This window comes from Pseudomonas karstica (assembly GCF_009707515.1).
Classification (GTDB): Bacteria; Pseudomonadota; Gammaproteobacteria; order Pseudomonadales; family Pseudomonadaceae; genus Aquipseudomonas; species Aquipseudomonas karstica.
Genome location: NZ_WLYI01000021.1, coordinates 73993 through 91051, shown reverse-complemented (window position 1 = coordinate 91051; position 17059 = coordinate 73993). Strand labels below are relative to the sequence as shown.

Here is a 17059-nt window from a genome sequence, read left to right as displayed (position 1 = left end):
GAGGCAGGACCCATGGCAAACGTGCAAAGCGGCAAAATGATCGTCGGTCTCGATATCGGCACCTCCAAGGTGGTGGCGCTGGTAGGCGAGGTCGCGGACGACGGCACGCTGGAAATCGTCGGAATCGGCACGCATCCGTCCCGGGGCCTGAAGAAGGGCGTGGTGGTCAATATCGAATCCACCGTGCAATCGATCCAGCGCGCCATCGAAGAAGCGCAATTGATGGCCGGCTGCCGGATTCACTCGGCGTTTGTCGGTGTTGCGGGCAACCATATCCGTAGCCTGAACTCCCACGGCATCGTGGCGATTCGTGACCGCGAAGTCAGCTCGGCTGACCTTGAGCGGGTACTGGACGCTGCGCAAGCCGTGGCGATCCCGGCCGACCAGCGGGTGCTGCATACCCTGCCGCAGGATTACGTGATCGATAACCAGGAAGGCGTTCGCGAGCCCCTGGGCATGTCGGGCGTGCGCCTGGAAGCCAAGGTCCACGTGGTCACGTGTGCCGTCAACGCTGCGCAGAACATTGAAAAGTGCGTGCGCCGCTGCGGCCTGGAAATCGACGAAATCATTCTTGAGCAGCTTGCTTCCGCGTATTCGGTGCTGACCGACGACGAAAAAGAATTGGGCGTGTGCCTGGTGGATATTGGCGGCGGTACTACCGATATCGCGATTTTCACCGAGGGTGCGATCCGCCACACCGCCGTGATCCCGATTGCCGGCGACCAGGTGACCAACGACATTGCCATGGCATTGCGCACTCCGACCCAGTACGCCGAAGAAATCAAGATCCGCTACGCCTGCGCCCTGGCCAAGCTGGCCGGTGCCGGTGAAACCATCAAGGTGCCAAGCGTAGGCGACCGTCCACCGCGCGAACTGTCGCGCCAGGCCTTGGCCGAAGTGGTCGAGCCGCGCTACGACGAACTGTTCACCCTGATCCAGGCTGAATTGCGCCGCAGCGGTTATGAAGATTTGATCCCGGCCGGCATCGTGCTGACCGGTGGCACCTCGAAGATGGAAGGCGCGGTCGAACTGGCCGAGGAAATCTTCCACATGCCGGTGCGCCTGGGCGTGCCCCATGGCGTGAAAGGCCTGGGCGACGTGGTGCGCAACCCGATTTATTCCACCGGTGTGGGCTTGCTGTTGTACGGGCTGCAAAAGCAGACCGATGGCATTTCCCTGTCGGGTCCGAGCAGCCGCGACAGCTACAGAAGCGACGACGAAGCGAAAGCCCCGTTGTTCGAGCGGTTGCAGGCTTGGGTGAAAGGCAATTTCTGACGATTTACCGCAACACCGATTCACTGTTGTAGATGCATGCAGTAGGCGAAAAAACTAGAGAAATGAAAGGAGAGGGAAAATGTTCGAACTCGTAGACAACATCCCCGCAAGCCCGGTCATCAAAGTGATCGGTGTTGGCGGTGGCGGCGGCAACGCTGTCAACCACATGGTCAAGAGCAACATTGAAGGCGTTGAGTTCATCTGCGCCAACACTGACGCCCAGGCCCTTAAAAGCATCGGTGCACGTACCATCCTGCAATTGGGCACAGCCGTGACCAAGGGCCTGGGTGCTGGCGCCAATCCGGAAGTTGGCCGTCAAGCCGCCCTGGAAGACCGTGAGCGCATCGCGGAAGTACTGCAGGGCACCAACATGGTGTTCATCACCACCGGCATGGGCGGTGGCACCGGTACCGGTGCTGCGCCGATCATTGCCGAAGTGGCGAAGGAAATGGGGATCCTCACCGTTGCGGTGGTGACCCGTCCGTTCCCGTTCGAAGGCCGCAAGCGCATGCAGATCGCCGATGAAGGCATCCGTCTGCTGTCCGAAAGCGTCGACTCGTTGATCACTATTCCCAACGAGAAACTGCTGACCATCCTCGGTAAGGACGCCAGCCTGCTGTCGGCTTTTGCCAAGGCCGACGATGTACTGGCCGGTGCCGTTCGCGGTATCTCCGACATCATCAAGCGTCCGGGCATGATCAACGTCGACTTTGCCGACGTACGCACCGTGATGAGCGAAATGGGCATGGCGATGATGGGCACTGGCTGCGCCAGCGGTCCGAACCGTGCACGTGAAGCCACTGAAGCGGCGATCCGCAACCCATTGCTGGAAGACGTGAACCTGCAAGGCGCACGCGGCATCCTGGTGAACATCACCGCCGGTCCTGACCTGTCCCTGGGTGAGTACTCCGACGTGGGTAGCATCATCGAAGCCTTCGCTTCCGAGCACGCGATGGTCAAGGTCGGTACCGTTATCGATCCGGACATGCGCGACGAACTGCACGTTACCGTCGTGGCTACCGGTCTGGGCGCCAAAATCGAGAAGCCTGTAAAGGTTATCGACAATACCGTTCATACCAGCCAGTCCGCGACTGCCGCTCCAGCCCCTGCTCGCCAGGAACTGCCGTCGGTGAATTACCGTGACCTGGATCGTCCGACCGTGATGCGTAACCAGGCTCAGGCCGGTGCTGCTGCGTCCCGTAGCCCGAATCCGCAAGATGATCTGGACTATCTGGACATCCCGGCTTTCTTGCGTCGTCAGGCCGATTAATGGAATGTATCAGGGCTATGAAGGTGATTGGTATTCAGCAAAGGTCTGGTCTGCTATTATCGCCAGCCTTTGTTGATACCAGTTCGCAATTTGCGCTGAAGCGGTCCAAGCCATGATTAAACAACGCACCCTGAAGAATATTATCCGTGCCACAGGTGTAGGTCTGCACTCCGGGGAGAAGGTATACCTGACCCTCAAGCCTGCGCCTGTCGACACCGGCATTGTGTTTTGTCGTGCCGACCTGGACCCTGTGGTGCAGATTCCTGCTCGCGCGGAAAACGTTGGCGAAACCACGATGTCGACCACACTGGTCAACGGTGACGTCAAAGTGGATACGGTGGAGCATTTGCTCTCGGCCATGGCTGGCCTGGGCATCGATAACGCCTACGTCGAGCTCTCCGCGTCCGAAGTCCCGATCATGGATGGCAGCGCTGGACCCTTCGTATTCTTGATTCAATCTGCCGGCCTGGAAGAACAGGACGCAGCCAAGAAGTTCATTCGCATTCTGCGGGAAGTGACAGTAGAAGACGGCGACAAGCGCGCCACCTTCGTCCCGTTCGAAGGCTTTAAAGTGAGCTTTGAGATCGATTTCGACCACCCGGTATTCCGTGACCGCACCCAAAGTGCAAGCGTGGATTTTTCCAGCACTTCGTTTGTAAAAGAAGTCAGCCGCGCCCGTACCTTTGGTTTCATGAGTGACATCGAGTACCTGCGCAAGCACAACCTCGCACTCGGCGGCAGCGTTGAAAACGCCATTGTGGTCGACGCGGATGGTGTACTGAACGAAGACGGCCTTCGCTATGAAGACGAATTCGTGAAGCACAAGATCCTCGATGCAATCGGTGACCTCTACCTGCTGGGCAATAGCCTGATAGGCGAGTTCAAAGGCTTCAAGTCGGGCCACGCCCTGAACAACCAACTGCTGCGCAAGTTGATTGAGCAGAAAGATGCTTGGGAAGTCGTGACCTTCGAAGATGCCAGCACCGCACCGATCTCTTACATGCGTCCCGTTGCGGCGGTGTAAGTAACAACTCTCTTTCTTTAGTTTTTAAAGGCCACCTTCGGGTGGCCTTTTTTTTCAACGATTATCCGGCAGAGACATCGTTGAAGGCCTTGAAGTGGTCCTCGCCATGCTCATGTAGGCGCGAGCTTCCTGAATAAACACGGTGTACTCAGGTTTTCGCGAGCAAGCTCGCTCCTACAGATAGAGGAAGCGGGTCAGAACACGTCAATCGGGTAATCGACGATCACCCGATACTCATCAACATCCCGATCTACCGCCGAGTAGCCATTGCTACCACGGTTGGTTGCCCACTGCAGACGCACGGCCAGGTCCTTGGCTTTGCCACCCTGGACTACGTACTTCAAATCGATATCGCGCTCCCAGTGTTTGGCGTGCTTGCCATCGGCGCTGTACCAGGATGAATAACCCCGGCTGTCGGGATCGACCTTGGTCAGGTCGGTCTTACCGCTGATGTAGGACACCGCCGAAGTCAGGCCGGGAAAGCCAAGGCCGATAAAGTCATAGGCGTACTTGAGCTTCCACGAGCGTTCGTTGGGGCCGTTGAAGTCTGAGTATTGCTGGGAGTTATCCAGGTACACACTGTCGCCTTGGGCGATGTAGTCAAACGGTGTGTTGCCATTGACCCGCTGATAAGCGGCGGTGACGCTGTGATTACCTACACCCACGGTGAAATGCAGGCTGTAGGTGTTGTTGTCGATATTGCCCAGCAGGGCGTTGCCGGTGTCCTGGGTATGGTAGAAGTGCAGGCCCGGGTTGAGGCTGACCAGGTCGTTGACCGCGTAGGTGTAGTCCAGGTCGTAGTAGTACTGGTTCCAGACGTCTTTGAGTTCGGACGCGTACAGGCTGCTGGTCAGCCCCGGGACGCCACTCCAGGCGACGCCGGCCCAGTCCAGGTGCCGACTTTGCTCATTCAATGGCAATGCGCCGTAGCTGGTGCCGATACGTTGGTGGCCGCTCTGGTTGTAGAGCTTGTTGAAACTGGCCCGGCCACCTTCGATCAGGAAACCGTCAAAGCTGTGGTTGGTCAGGCTTGCGCCGCGAAAGGTCTGGGGCAGCATGCGGGTCATGCCACCGGCGATGACCGGGTTGTTGAGAAACAGGTCGCCAGCTTTCAGCTCGGTGTCAAAGGCGCGCATTTTCAGGGTGCCACCAGCCGTGGAGAAGGAACCGGGCGCTTTGCCGTTGCCGGACCCAACGGGCAGGATGCTGGAGCCGTCAGTGCCGCCACCGCCGTCGAGCTTGAGGCCGAGCATGGCGTGAGCATCGAGGCCGAAACCCACAGTGCCCCGGGTGTAGCCGGACTCAAAGATGCCGAGCAAGCCCTGGCCCCACTCCTTGCTGTCATCGGTGTGGATGTCGCGACGGTCGCGGTTCATGTAGTAGTTACGGGTGTTGATCTTGAAGCTTGAGCCTTCGACGAAACCGTCGGCGGGTGGGATGTCGGTGGCGTGGGCAAGAGGGGCGATAGTTGCAGTAATTGCGAGGAATAACGGGGTGAACGTCAGCGAGCTTTTCACCGGGAGGGGCTCCTTTGGATCGATCGAAATTGGCCAGTGTCGTCAGGTGTGCCTGGCCTTTTCGGGGGCAAAAAAAAGCCGCTTGAGTCAGCGGCTTTAAGACAAGTTCCCAGTGTAGAGCCCTGGAAACAAGCGAGGGAAATAGGGGAGAACGGGTCAGCTGTCTTCGCCATCGCGCTCTTCGATGCGACAAATTAGCGCATCTGAGCGGTGCTGGACAGAGTGTAACAAGATAATGACTATTACCCAAACCGCAATAGTAACCCAGGGCAGTTGGTTTCTACACCGGCAGGGTAATACCGAAGGTGTTGCCACCGGCCTCACTGCGCACAAACACATCGCCGCCATGCATCAAGGCAATCGCCTTGACGATGGCCAGCCCCAGTCCGTGGTTGGCACCGCTGTTGCTGCGGGACGCATCCACCCGGTAGAAGCGTTCGAACAATCGAGGCAGGTGCTCGCTGGCAATCGCCTCGCCAGGGTTGGTCACACCAATCGCCACTTGATGCTCTAGCACCTCGATGTTCACCCCGATGGTTTGGCCCGGCGCCGTATGCTGTACAGCATTGCTCAGCAGGTTGATCAGTGCTCGACGCAAATGGGCTTTTTCGATGTGCACCTGGGCATCGCCGACCACCTGCACTCGTACCTGGGCGTCTTCGAGGATGAAGTCCAGGTAGTCCAAGGTCGTGGCCACTTCATCGGCCAGCGAGCTCTGAGTCAGCTTGGTCGCCTTGCTGCCCTGGTCGGCGCTGGCCAGGAACAGCATGTCATTGATGATTGAGCGCAGTCGCTCCAGCTCTTCCAGGTTCGACTGCAGTACCTCGAAGTAATGCTCTGCTGAGCGCCCGCGGGTCAGGGCGACCTGGGTCTGGCCAATCAGGTTTGTCAGGGGCGAGCGCAGTTCATGGGCGACGTCGGCGTTGAACGATTCCAGCCGGGAATAGGCCTGTTCTACCCGCTCCAATGTAGTATTGAAGGAGCTGGCAAACTGCTTGAGCTCCGGCGGCAGCGGTGACAATTGCAGGCGCCCGGAGAGTTTCGGTGGCGCCAGTTTCTGCGCCTCGTCCGAGAGTTTGATCAGCGGCTTGAGGCCAATACGGGCCACCCAGAAGCCGAGCAACGAAGCCAGTACCACACCGACAAGCGCCAGGCTGATCAGCGCCACCAGCAAATGGTGCTGGGTGGTACGGAAGTTCTCGGTGTCGATGGCAATCATGAAGCGTAATGGCGGGCGTTGCTCCTTGGCCGGAAACTGGCTCACCAACACTTTTAATGGATAGTCGTGGCCTGGCAGGTGCAAGTCGCGCTTGCCAGTCGGCCCTTGGGCGAAGGTGCGAATCCGGGTATCGGGATTGCCATATTCGTAGGCCGGATCACTGCTCACTACCCAGAAACGGATGCGTTTGTCTTCTTGCCCAAGCAATGTCAGCTTGTTGGTGATCTTCGCCCAGTGTTCGGGGGTTCCATAGCGCGTTACCGACGACTCCAGCACGCTGTAGCGCGCGTCCAACTCGGCCCCCGGCAACAAGCCCAGGCCACGGTCTACCTGCTGATACAACACACCGCCGATCAGCAGGAAGATCAGCATCGCCACCAGGGTGAACAGGCCGCTCAGGCGCAGGGCGATGGAGTTAGTCGACACTGCGGTTCTCCAGCACGTAACCCATGCCGCGAATGGTATGCAGCAATTTATGCTCGAACGGCCCATCGAGCTTGGCCCGCAGGCGCTTGATCGCTACTTCCACCACGTTGGCGTCGCTGTCGAAATTGATGTCCCAGACCATTTCCGCAATTGATGTCTTGGACAGGATCTCGCCCTGGCGCCGAGCCAGTACGCTGAGCAGCGAGAACTCTTTGGCGGTCAGGTCCAGGCGCGTACCGGAACGGCTGGCTTTACGGCTGATCAAGTCGATCCACAGGTCGGCGACGGTCACTTGCACCGGCTCATGGCCGCCGCTGCGCCGGGTCAGGGCCTGCAGGCGTGCCACCAGTTCGAGGAACGAAAAAGGTTTGCCCAGGTAATCATCGGCACCCTCGCGCAGGCCGCGAATGCGATCCTCCACCCGCTCGCGGGCGGTGAGCATGATCACCGGGGTCTGCTTGCGGGCGCGCAGTGCCCGCAACACACCGAAGCCGTCGATACCCGGCAGCATCACGTCGAGCACAATCACCGCGTAATCGTTCTCCAGGGCCAGGTGCAAGCCTTCAATGCCTTCCTGCGCCACGTCGACGGTGTAGCCTTGCTCCGTCAGGCCGCGATGCAGGTAATCAGCGGTTTTTTCTTCGTCTTCAATAATCAGGACGCGCATGACCCCGCCTCAGTGTGTGGTCGCCAGCCCGATGGCTGGTTTGGGCCTGTGGAAAAGCTTCTCAAGGTACAAGTATATGACTGGTGTGGTGAACAGCGTCAGTGCCTGGCTCACCAGCAGCCCGCCGACCACTGCGATACCCAGCGGTTGACGCAGTTCGGCACCGGGGCCTGTACCCAGCATCAGCGGCACGGCCCCCAGCAACGCGGCGAGGGTGGTCATGATAATCGGCCGGAACCGCGTGACGCAGGCTTCATAAATCGCCTCCTGAGGCGCCAGCCCACGGACACGCTGGGCTTCCAGGGCGAAGTCGATCATCAGGATGCCGTTCTTCTTGACGATACCGATCAGCAGCACCAGGCCGATCAACGCCATGATCGAAAAGTCCTGGCCCAGCAGCCAGAGCATGACCAACGCTCCCAGTCCGGCGGAGGGCAGGGTGGAAATGATGGTCAGCGGATGCACGAAGCTTTCATACAACACCCCGAGAATGATGTAGACCGCCACCAGCGCCGCGAGGATCAGCCACGGCTGGCTGGCCAGCGAACTCTGGAACGCCTGGGCCGCACCCTGGAAGGTACCGATGATAGTGGCCGGCATGCCGATCTCGTTCTTCGCCTGGTTGAGCATGATCACCGCATCACCCAAGGCCACGCCCGGCGCCAGGTTGAACGACAGGTTGGCCGCCGGGAACATGCCGTCATGGCTGATGGACAAGGGCCCGACGCTGGGCGGGTCGACCTTGGCCAGCGCCGACAGCGGCACCATTTCGCCACTTAGCGGTGAGCGCAGGTAGAAGTAATTGAGGCTTTCGGCCTTGCCGCGCTGCGCGGTATCGAGTTCCAGCACCACTTGGTACTGGTTGGTTTCGGTCTGGTACTCGTTGACCTGGCGCTGACCGAAGGCGTCGTACAGCGCCTGGTCGACATCGGTGGCAGTCAGGCCAAAGCGGGCGGCGGCCTGGCGGTCGATGCTGATGTGGGTGATGCTGCCGCCCAGTTGCAGGTCGTTCGAGAGGTCGCGGAACGCCGGGTTGGCCCGCAGTTTTTCCGTCAGGCGCTGGGTCCAGGTGTTCAGCGTCGGGCCGTCATTGCTCTTGAGCACGTACTGGTACTGGCTGCGGCTGGGGCCGGAGCTGAGGTTGATGTCCTGGCCAGCCCGCAGGTACAGGACGATGCCTGGGACCTTGGCCAGTTTCGCTCGGATGCGGTCGATGAACTGGCTGGCGGACACATCGCGCTCACTGCGATCTTTCAAGGCGATCCAGAAGCGGCCGTTGGCGATGGTCTGGTTGCTCCCGGTCACGCCCACGGCATGGGAGAACGTCTGCACGGCGGGATCAGCCCTGACGATCTCGGCCAGGGCATGGTGCTTGGCGACCATATCCGGGTAGGACACGTCGGCTGCCGCTTCGCTGGTACCGAGGACAAAGCCGGTGTCCTGCACCGGGAAGAAGCCCTTGGGAATGAACACGTAACCGGCGATGGCCAGGCCCAGGGTTATAGCGAAGATGCTCAACATCAAGCGCGGGTAAGCCAGGGCACGGCGCAGGTTTCTGGCGTAGCTGGCCAGCAGGCGCTCGCTGAAACCGGGTTTGTCGTGGGGATGATGGGTTGGCGCACGCATGAACAGCGCGGCCAATGTGGGGGCCAGGGTCAGCGACACCACCACCGAAATCAGAATGGTCGAGGTAGCGGTCAGGGCGAACTCCTTGAACAAGCGTCCCACCACGCCGCCCATGAACAGCAGCGGAATAAACGCCGCCACCAGGGAGAAGCTGATAGACACCACAGTAAAGCCAATCTCGCTGGCGCCCTTGATCGCCGACTCGCGCATGCCCAGGCCGGTTTCCAGGTGACGGTGAATGTTTTCCACCACCACAATTGCATCGTCCACCACAAAGCCCACGGCGATCACGATGGCCACCAGGGTCAGGTTGTTCAGGCTGAAGCCCATCACGTACATCAAGGCAAAGCTGGCGATCAGCGACACCCCAAGCACACTGGACACAATCATCGTCGCCGACCACTGGCGCAGGAACAGCGCCATCACCGCCACCACCAGCAGCACGGCGATCAACAAGGTGATTTTCACTTCATGCAGGGAGGCGCGAATGGTCTTGGTCCGGTCCGACAGCACGCTGACCTCCACCGAGGCCGGCAGCATGGCCTCCAGCCGCGGCAGCTCCGCCTGGATACGGTCCACGGTCTCGACGATATTGGCGCCAGGCTGGCGGGAAATCACCAGGTTGACCCCCGGCGTATCATCGGACCAGGCCTGGACGTAGGCATTTTCCGAACCGTTGATCACTTTTGCTACATCGCGTAAATGAACGGGCGCGCCGTCCTTGTAGGACACGATAAGTTCGCTGTATTCCTCGGGATGAAACAGCTGATCGTTGGTCGACAGGGTGGAAATGCTGTTTTGTCCGTAGAGCGCGCCCTTGGCCAGGTTGAGGCTCGATTGCTGGATGGCCAGGCGGATGTCCGCCAGTGTCAGGCCGATGGCGGCGAGTTTGTCCGGCGAAGCTTGCACGCGAATGGCCGGGCGTTGTTGGCCGGTGATGTTGATCTGGCCGACGCCGTCGATCTGGCTGATCTGCCGGGCCAGCAAGGTTTCCACATAGTCGCTCAGCTCGGTGCCGGGCATATTGTTGGAACTGACGTTGAGAATCAGCACCGGGCTGTCCGCCGGGTTGACCTTCTTCCACGTTGGCAGGCTCGGCATATCGCTGGGCAGATTGCCGGAGGCGGTGTTGATCGCCGCCTGTACTTCCTGGGCGGCGGTGTCGATGCTCTTGTCTAGGGTGAATTGCAAGGTCAACTGGGTTGAGCCCAGTGCGCTGCTTGAGGTCATTTGGGTCATGCCGGGGATGGCACTGAACTGCACTTCCAGCGGCGTGGCCACTGACGACGCCATGGTGTCGGGGCTGGCGCCGGGCAGTTGTGCCCTGACCTGAATCGTTGGGAACTCCGCTTCCGGCAGTGGCGCGACGGGCAAGCGCGGGTAGGCAATCAACCCCAGCAGCACCAGCGCGAAGGTCAGCAGCAGGGTGGCGACCGGGTGGTCGACACACCAGGCAGACGGCGAACGAGCGCCTTTCATGGCTGCACCTGGGCATTGGCCGTCTGGATCACTTGCGGCGGTTCCTTGAGAATGTCTACCTGCGCGCCGGCCTTGAGGCGCGACTGGCCATCGCTGACCAGCACGTCACCGGCCTGTACGCCCTTGACGATATTCAGGTCACTGTCTTGGTAGACCACCTGCACGGGCACGATGTCCACCTTGCTACCGTTGATCCGGTACACGAAGTGCGAGTCCAGGCCGCGCTGTACCACGGTCGGCGGCACCACCAGGACGTTTTTGTCGAGGGCGGTCTGGATCTTGATGGTCACCAGTTGCCCCGGCCATAGCTTCTGCGCGGTATTGCTGAACTCGGCCTTGGCGCGGACAGTGCCGGTAGTCGCGCTGATCTGGTTGTCGATCAGGCTCAGGCGGCCTTCACCGAGCAGGTCACCCGTCTGGCCATCGGTGTCGGCGCCGATGTAGGCGTTGACGTTGGCCGGGTGTTGGGCGGCGATCAAGCGTTGCAAGGTGGGCAGCATCTGTTGCGGCAGTGAGAACTCCACGGCAATCGGGTCGATCTGGGTGACCGAGAACAAGCCTTGGGTATCGCTCATGCGCAAGAAGTTGCCCTCATCCACTGTGCGAATACCGACGCGGCCGGTGACGGGCGAGCGAATCTGCGTGTACGACAACTGCACCTGCGCTGCATCAATGGCTGCCTGGTTGCCCAGGACTGTGGCCTTGAGCTGATTGACCAGAGCCTGTTGCTGGTCATAGGTCTGCTTGGACACCCCGTCGTCGATACTCAGCACCTTGTAGCGCTTGAGGTTGACCTGGGCCACTTGCAGTTGCGCCTGGCTTTCTCCCCGTTGCGCCCGTGCCTGGTCGAGACCGGCACGGATCGAGCGGTCGTCGATGGTCGCCAGCAAGTCGCCGGCCTTGACCTGCTGCCCTTCCTTGACCAGCAATTTGGTGAGGATGCCGTCAATCTGCGGGCGGATCACCACACTGTGCAACGACAACACCGAACCGATACCGCTGACAAAGCGCGGAATGTCTTGCTCGGCAACGCTGACCACCCGCACCGGAATCGCCGTGGATGCCGCCAGCCTGGTCTTGGCCGGCCGGGTCGACGCCCAGGCAGCAATGGCCAGGAGTATCAGGACGCCGACGATTACGGCGGGTTTGCGTGGAATATGCATGGGAGGGCGCCGTAGGCGCAGTTGCACGTTTTAATAAGCTGCAAGCTGCAAGTTGAAAGCTGCTTTATAGCTTCATGATCCGGTCAGCAGGGTGACCGCTAACTGACAGCACGGACAGCTAAGCGCAACGACAAGCCTGTACTTGCCACTTGAAGCTTGCAGCTTGCTACCTCCGGCACAGGTATACTCGTGCCCTACGCCTATTTACCCGCCGGAGCTTCCATGAATTCCCCGACACAACCCCCTGTTGAAGCTGTCGAAGCCGACGAGCAGATCACTGCTGAAGACGTCGAAAGCGCAGCCAAGACCGAGATCCCGGCGTTCAAGTTTCCGTTCAACCCGGGCGAGCTTGCCGGGGCGAAAAATGCCAGCCAGCCCTGGTACAAAAACGGCGCCAAGAACGGCCACACCAAGAGCCCGGGCATGGCCCCTCCTGGTACCCGGCGTTCAATGGGCAAACGCTGACTGTTTTGGGCTGTACCCGGTAATAAATCCCTGGCAATGGTCAGCTGTACCTACAGCAATTGCTGACCTTTCGCCTTGTCCGCCATCGACCATTTCTTGAAAGCTTACACGTCTCCCACTCCTCGATTCTATCTGACAGAAACGGGAGCTGATGATGTTGGTCTTTCAGGAAAAGGTGCCCCATGGCTGTGACACAGATCATTGCTACGCTCATCGTCTCGGTGATGTTCGGCAGCTTTTTCACCGTCGCTGCAGACGATCAGCCCCGCAGCGAAATCCGCTTCGCCATCGCTTCACAGTTTCCACCCTATGAAAGCCGTGATGAAAAAGGCCAACTGGTAGGCTTGAATATCGAGCTGGGCAATGCCTTGTGCGCGCAGCTCAATGTCCGCTGTATCTGGGTCGATCAGGTATTTGCCGACAGTATTCCTGCCCTGGAGCGACGGCGTTTCGACGCAATCATGGGAATGGCCTCGACCCCGCAACGGCGGCAGCTGATTGATTTTACCGACGACCTTTATCCGCTCACCACTCACCTGGTGGCGCGCAAGGATTCGGGCCTGGTCCCCACGGTGCGGTCTCTGCGGGGCAAGCGGGTCGGCGTGTTGGCCGCAAGCAACCGCGAAGCCTTTGCCCATGAGCAATGGGCGCCGGGCGGGGTGATCGTCAAGAGCTTCTGGATCAATGACCAACTGATCAGCAGCCTGGTGGCAGGGGATATCGACGCAACACTGCAAGGCATGATTGAAATCCGCGAAGCACTGCTCGACACCCCCAATGGGCATGACTTCAATTTCTCCGGCCCCGCCGTGATGGGCGAGCAGTTGGGCAAGGGCGTGGCGATCGGGGTGCGCAAGCTCGACACGGCGTTGCGTGATGACCTTAATCGCGCCCTTGGACAACTTAAGCAAACGGGTGAGTACCAGCGTATTACCGAGCGTTATCTGCCCAAGGAAGAGCGTGTGATGCCGGTCGCGGGCGTTGGCCCGCAGTTCTATCCCGGCGCGTCGGGATTGCCGTTTTCCGAGGTGGTCAAGGTTGGCAACATCCTTTATTTCTCGGATGTCCTGGGGCTGGATGCGCGCCGCAACCCGGTGCACGGCGGAGCGGCTGCGCAAATGAAACAGGCCATGCACCTCTTGCGGGAGATGCTTGAGCGTCATCAGTCGTCCCTGGCCCATGTGGTCAAATGCACGCTCTTGCTGACGGACCTGGATGATCTACCCCAGGTCAGCGAGGTGTACTTGAGCTATTTCCCGACGAATCGCCTGCCCGCGCGCAGCGTTATATCGGTACGCCGGTTGCCACGCAGGGCCATGGTTGCAATTGGATGCATCGCGGTGAGCCAGGGACGGGATGAACTCCCTGGCCCAATGCCGGCCAACTGAATGTGCGGGAGAGGAGCCCCATCGTCATAATGGGTTTATCAGTTGGAGTCAGGCCACCCGCAACGAGATAAACGCATAGTTGAGCGCTACCTCGGTCGCGATCCGCGCCCCGGCATCCAACAGTTGTTCGGCTATATCCAGCCCGGACACATGAAACAGCCACTCATTCGCGATCGATGGTTGTTCGACCGTTTGTTCGATTGCGGCCGTAAATGCATGCATGTCCGGCAGGTACGCGGTAAACCCATCACCCTTGAGGGCGGTGGTGCGAATCCCCAGTAACGCACACAGCGCTTCCTTGGCCTGGATATCATCGCGGTCGGCCTGCCGCGAGCGGCGGATCAGCTCGGCCAGTTCAAGGTCTGCCAACTCGCCGCCGACAATCAGCGCCGGGCCCTGCTCCCAGGATTCTGGCGGGCAGTCCTTGGCTGCCGGGCTCAGAGGGATGTGAGGATTGATTTCCATGGGGTAGATCCGGCAGACCAGTGGCCGGCGCTCATAGATGCGGCATTGCTTGTTTTCGTCAAGATTCCGGCAGGGGCCGACGTTGTAGGCGGCAAAGGTGATGGCCACATAGGCTTCGGTACTGCCGCTTTGGACAATCACGGAGCGCCGCTCGGCGTGCTCGCGTTGCAGCACAGGCAGGCCCAGGCCGTTGCCCAGGAAACCCTCCACCAGAACGATGACATTACCGCCGTCCGCCGCCCATTGCCGGGCTTCGTCGAGGGTCAGGGGCACATGATGGTCGGTGCAGCATTTACCGCAGCCTACGCAGGAAAAGTGAGTGTTCATGGCGGATCTGTCACCAGGCTAGGTCAGAAGGGGCTCACGTGCGGTGACGGGTTTATACCTCTGTTCACCGCCCAGGCATTCTGCAAAGCAAGTTATGCGCCAGCGCCTTATTCCCCGGAAACGAGATCCCTGAGCACAAACGCCATGCCGGCACTTTCATACAGCTGCCGGGCGCGCAGGTTGGATTCGCGCACCTTGAGGTCAACAAACGCTTCGCGCCGTTGCTGGAACACTTGAAAGGTATGCAGCAACAAGGCCCGGCCCAAGCCCCGGCCCTGAGCGTCGGGGTGGATGGCCAGGTTCTTGATGAAGGCGCTGGTCCAGCATTGGGCCACGCCGAGGATGCCTTCGGCATTGCTGGCGACCAGGCATAAGGTCGGGTCGAACTCGGCGTTGGTGACGAACTGTTGGCGCCACGGGTCAAGGGCACCCACACGGCCGCCGCCTTGTTCCTGGGCCTGGCACAAGAGCCTGTGGATCGCCGGGGCGAGTTCGTCGTGGTAGTGGCCCAGACGAATATCCACAGGCCATTGCGGGACGGGCAGGGTGCCAGTGAGGTCGCGGCGCAACAGTTGAAAATACTCGGCCACGGGTCAGAGGCCTTGTTGTGCCACAGTCCGGGCTGCCGCCACCAGGCACTTGGTCAGCTCCGGCGAGGAGAATTTGGTCAGCACCGCGTTAGCACCGGCCAGCCGGGCTTTCTCGCTGTTCATCGCGCTGTCCAGGGAGGTGTGCAGCAGCACGTACAGGTCCTGAAAGTCCGGGGTTTCCCGCAGGCTGCGGGTGAGTGCGTAGCCGTCCATTTCAGACATTTCGATATCCGAGACCACCACGTTGATTTGCTCGACAGTGCCTTGCAGTTCCAGCAGACGGTCGAAGGCTTCCTTGGCACTGCGGGCCGTGTGGCATTGCAGGCCGAGGTTGCGCAGGGTATGTACCGATTGCTGCAGGGCCACCTGACTGTCATCCACCACCAGGATCCGTGCGTTACCCAGTACTTCGGCCTCTTCCATGCTCAAGTCGGTCGGTGCCACTTCGATCGGTGCCGGAGCAATGCCGTGGATGACTTTTTCGATGTCCAGCACTTGCACCAGCACGCCTTCGACCTGGGTCACACCAGTGATAAACGAACGCTTGCCACCGGCGCCATAGGGGGGTGGGCGAATGTCGGTGGTCAGGCAGTGGACGATCTTGCTCACCGCCTGCACATGCAGGCCCTGCTTGGAACGGCTGACGTCGGTGACGATCAGGCAGCCGCCGTCGGGGTCATGCAGGGGCATTTCCCCGAGTGCCCGGCTCAGGTCGATCACCGACAGTGCCGCGCCGCGCAAAGTGGCAATGCCTTTGACGTGGGGGTGAGACTCCGGCAGCTTGGTCAACGGTGGGCAGGGGATGATTTCACTGACTTTTAGCAGGTTGATCGCCATCAGCTTGCCGCTGCGCAAGGTAAAGAGCAGGAGCGAGAGCGAGTCTGCGCGGGCTTTGTTGACGGACATAAAAACCTTCTGGGGATCATGGATGACAATCTATAGAGGGTTATCGACGTGCATGCCCCAGGCTTTAGCGTCAATCGGGGCAGAAGGCCGGGTTTGTGTAGCCGCTGCCGAGGTACGAGGCTGCGATGCGGTCCGCAGGACCGCCGTAGGGGGCCGCTGCGCAGCCCATCGCAGCCTCGTACCTCGTCAGCGGCTACAGGGGTTTCGGTGGGTTATGTCCTGGGAGCCTAGCCCTTCCACACCTGCGGGTTGACCAGGTTCTGCGGCTGCTCGCCCAACAGCGCACTGCGCAGGTTGTCCAGGGCGCGGTTGGCCATGGCTTCGCGGGTTTCATGGGTGGCCGAGCCGATGTGCGGCAAGGTCACTGCGTTACTCAGTTGAAACAGCGGCGATTGGGCCAGCGGCTCCTGCTCGTACACATCCAGCCCGGCGCCGCGAATCCGCTGGTTTTGCAAGGCTTCGATCAGCGCCGACTCATCCACCACTGGGCCACGGGAAATGTTCACCAAAATTGCGCTGGACTTCATCAGGCCCAGTTCGCGATGGCTGATCAAGTGTTTGGTTTTCTCGCTCAACGGCACCACCAGGCAGACGAAGTCCGCCTCTGCCAGCAACTGGTCGAGGCTGCGAAACTGTGCGCCCAGTTCCTGTTCCAGCGCGGCCTTGCGGCTGTTGCCGCTGTAGAGGATCGGCATATTGAAGCCCAGGCGACCCCGACGGGCGATGGCTGCGCCAATATTGCCCATGCCGACGATGCCGAGGGTCTTGCCGTGCACGTCACAGCCGAACAACGGCGCGCCGACGCTGGCTTTCCATTGCCCGGCCTTGGTCCAGGCGTCCAGTTCGGCAACGCGACGAGCGCTGCTCATCAGCAGGGCGAAAGCCAGGTCAGCGGTGCTTTCGGTCAGCACGTCCGGGGTGTTGGTGAGCATGATCCCGCGTTCGTTGAAGTAGGCCAGGTCATAGTTGTCGTAGCCGACAGAAACGCTGGAAACCACTTCCAGTTTGCTCGCGCCTTCCAGTTGCGCGCGGCCCAACTTGCGCCCGACCCCGATCAGTCCGTGAGCGTGGGGCAACGCTTCATTGAACTGGGCGTTGAGATCGCCGAGCTTGGGGTTGGGGGCGATGACGTCGAAATCCTGTTGCAGGCGTTCGATCATTTCCGGGGTGACGCGGCTGAAGGCAAGGACAGTCTTTTTCATTGCGGGCGGGCTCAACGACTACGGAAGAATGCTAAGCAACCTAACATTTA

General features: G+C 60.2%; 14 protein-coding genes. 5 read left to right on the top strand and 9 right to left on the bottom strand.

Annotated features, from left to right (window positions below; all coding sequences use genetic code 11):
* Positions 1-12: 12 nt before the first annotated feature.
* From ftsA to lpxC, 3 genes are all read left to right on the top strand, one after another.
* Entirely contained in the window at positions 13-1275 is a 1263-nt protein-coding gene (ftsA, locus tag GIR22_RS16235; protein ID WP_154744315.1) for a cell division protein FtsA, read from the top strand.
* Between the two features lie 79 nt (positions 1276-1354).
* Positions 1355-2545 carry a cell division protein FtsZ gene (ftsZ, locus tag GIR22_RS16230; RefSeq protein ID WP_154744314.1) on the top strand — a complete coding sequence of 397 codons (1191 nt, stop codon included), beginning with the start codon at positions 1355-1357 and terminating at the stop codon, positions 2543-2545.
* A gap of 112 nt (positions 2546-2657) precedes the next feature.
* Entirely contained in the window at positions 2658-3569 is a 912-nt protein-coding gene (lpxC, locus tag GIR22_RS16225; RefSeq protein WP_054595720.1) for a UDP-3-O-acyl-N-acetylglucosamine deacetylase, read from the top strand.
* A gap of 194 nt (positions 3570-3763) precedes the next feature.
* Here lpxC and GIR22_RS16220 read toward each other — a convergent pair whose 3' ends face one another.
* From GIR22_RS16220 to GIR22_RS16200, 5 genes are all read right to left on the bottom strand, one after another.
* The gene (locus GIR22_RS16220; protein WP_178122301.1) at positions 3764-5086 is read right to left on the bottom strand and encodes an OprD family outer membrane porin; all 1323 of its coding nucleotides are present in this window, start codon (positions 5084-5086) and stop codon (positions 3764-3766) included.
* 280 nt (positions 5087-5366) lie between these two features.
* The gene (locus tag GIR22_RS16215; protein ID WP_178122300.1) at positions 5367-6731 is read right to left on the bottom strand and encodes a heavy metal sensor histidine kinase; all 1365 of its coding nucleotides are present in this window, start codon (positions 6729-6731) and stop codon (positions 5367-5369) included.
* Positions 6721-7398 carry a heavy metal response regulator transcription factor gene (locus GIR22_RS16210; RefSeq protein ID WP_154744312.1) on the bottom strand — a complete coding sequence of 226 codons (678 nt, stop codon included), beginning with the start codon at positions 7396-7398 and terminating at the stop codon, positions 6721-6723. The genes GIR22_RS16215 and GIR22_RS16210 overlap by 11 nt, the downstream gene beginning before the upstream one ends.
* Positions 7399-7407: 9 nt before the next feature.
* Positions 7408-10503 carry a multidrug efflux RND transporter permease subunit gene (locus GIR22_RS16205; RefSeq protein WP_154744311.1) on the bottom strand — a complete coding sequence of 1032 codons (3096 nt, stop codon included), beginning with the start codon at positions 10501-10503 and terminating at the stop codon, positions 7408-7410.
* Positions 10500-11666, bottom strand: coding sequence for an efflux RND transporter periplasmic adaptor subunit (locus GIR22_RS16200; RefSeq protein ID WP_154744310.1), 1167 nt, complete (start codon positions 11664-11666; stop codon positions 10500-10502). The genes GIR22_RS16205 and GIR22_RS16200 overlap by 4 nt, the downstream gene beginning before the upstream one ends.
* A 222-nt stretch (positions 11667-11888) precedes the next feature.
* Between GIR22_RS16200 and GIR22_RS16195 the strand changes: the two genes are divergently transcribed.
* On the top strand, positions 11889-12131 hold the full coding sequence (locus GIR22_RS16195; RefSeq protein WP_154744309.1) for a hypothetical protein: 243 nt from the start codon (positions 11889-11891) through the stop codon (positions 12129-12131).
* 182 nt (positions 12132-12313) lie between these two features.
* Positions 12314-13519, top strand: coding sequence for a transporter substrate-binding domain-containing protein (locus tag GIR22_RS16190; RefSeq protein ID WP_154744308.1), 1206 nt, complete (start codon positions 12314-12316; stop codon positions 13517-13519).
* 48 nt (positions 13520-13567) lie between these two features.
* On the opposite strand, the gene GIR22_RS16185 is transcribed toward GIR22_RS16190, so the two are convergent.
* The 4 genes from GIR22_RS16185 to GIR22_RS16170 form a co-directional block, all read right to left on the bottom strand.
* Positions 13568-14311 (bottom strand): YkgJ family cysteine cluster protein, encoded by a 744-nt coding sequence (locus GIR22_RS16185; RefSeq protein ID WP_154744307.1) that lies wholly within the window; start codon positions 14309-14311, stop codon positions 13568-13570.
* Between the two features lie 107 nt (positions 14312-14418).
* Complete coding sequence (locus tag GIR22_RS16180) at positions 14419-14901, bottom strand: GNAT family N-acetyltransferase (protein WP_178122299.1); 483 nt, start codon at positions 14899-14901, stop codon at positions 14419-14421.
* A 3-nt stretch (positions 14902-14904) separates the two neighbouring features.
* On the bottom strand, positions 14905-15807 hold the full coding sequence (locus GIR22_RS16175; protein ID WP_154744306.1) for a chemotaxis protein: 903 nt from the start codon (positions 15805-15807) through the stop codon (positions 14905-14907).
* A gap of 227 nt (positions 15808-16034) precedes the next feature.
* Entirely contained in the window at positions 16035-17009 is a 975-nt protein-coding gene (locus GIR22_RS16170; RefSeq protein ID WP_154744305.1) for a 2-hydroxyacid dehydrogenase, read from the bottom strand.
* Between the last annotated feature and the right edge of the window lie 50 nt (positions 17010-17059).